This is a genomic window from Actinocorallia lasiicapitis, from assembly GCF_054778695.1.
Genome location: NZ_BAAGZI010000865.1, coordinates 1 through 695 on the forward strand (window position 1 = coordinate 1; position 695 = coordinate 695).

Annotated in this window: 1 pseudogene; it reads right to left on the reverse strand. The window is 77.4% G+C overall.

Annotated elements, in window-relative coordinates:
* Positions 1 to 695, reverse strand: a pseudogene (locus ACYVE7_RS35180) (hypothetical protein); the annotation flags it as partial.

Sequence of the window (695 nt, forward strand, 5' to 3'; positions counted from 1 at the left end):
CGCACCGCCTCGACCACCCCCGGCACCCTCCCCCGCGCCAGCCCCGCGACCCGCCGCACAACCTTCCCCGCCCGCACTTCACCCAGACCCCCCACACCGCCAGGACCGGCGGGCTTTCCCGAGCGCGCTCGGGAGAGGTCCGCCGCCAGCGCTTCACCCAAGCCCGCCGCATCGCCAGGGCCGGAGCCGGTGACCTCTCCCGAGCTCGCCCGGCCAAGCTCCGCCGTCAGCACTTCACCCAAGCCCGGCGCATCGCCGGGGCCGAGGCCAGCGGCCTCCCCAGCACGCGCCCATCCAAGCTCGCCCGCCACCACCTCACCCAGGCCCGGCACGTCGCCGGGGACGGGGCCGGTGGGCATTCCCGGGTGCGCATCAGCGGGGGTAGGGGTGGGGCGGAGGCGGGTGCCGTCGAAGTGGAGGAGGGCGGGGTGGTCGGTGGCGCGGGTGAGGACGGTGTGGCGGAGCGGGGAGGAGGCGGGTAGTGCGGTGCGGCGGAGGACGGCGAACGCGGTCGCGGCCGTGGGATGCAGGCGGTGGGACTCGAAGGGGTGCAGGGGGAGGGCGGCCTGCTTCCAGCGGGACGGGTGGCGGCGCAGGTCCTCCAGCAGGAGCGGGAGTGGCAGGGAGTCGAGGCGGGCGAGCAGGGCGCGGCGCAGCGGACGCGGGAGCCGTGCGCGTCCCGGCGGGGTTTCGCG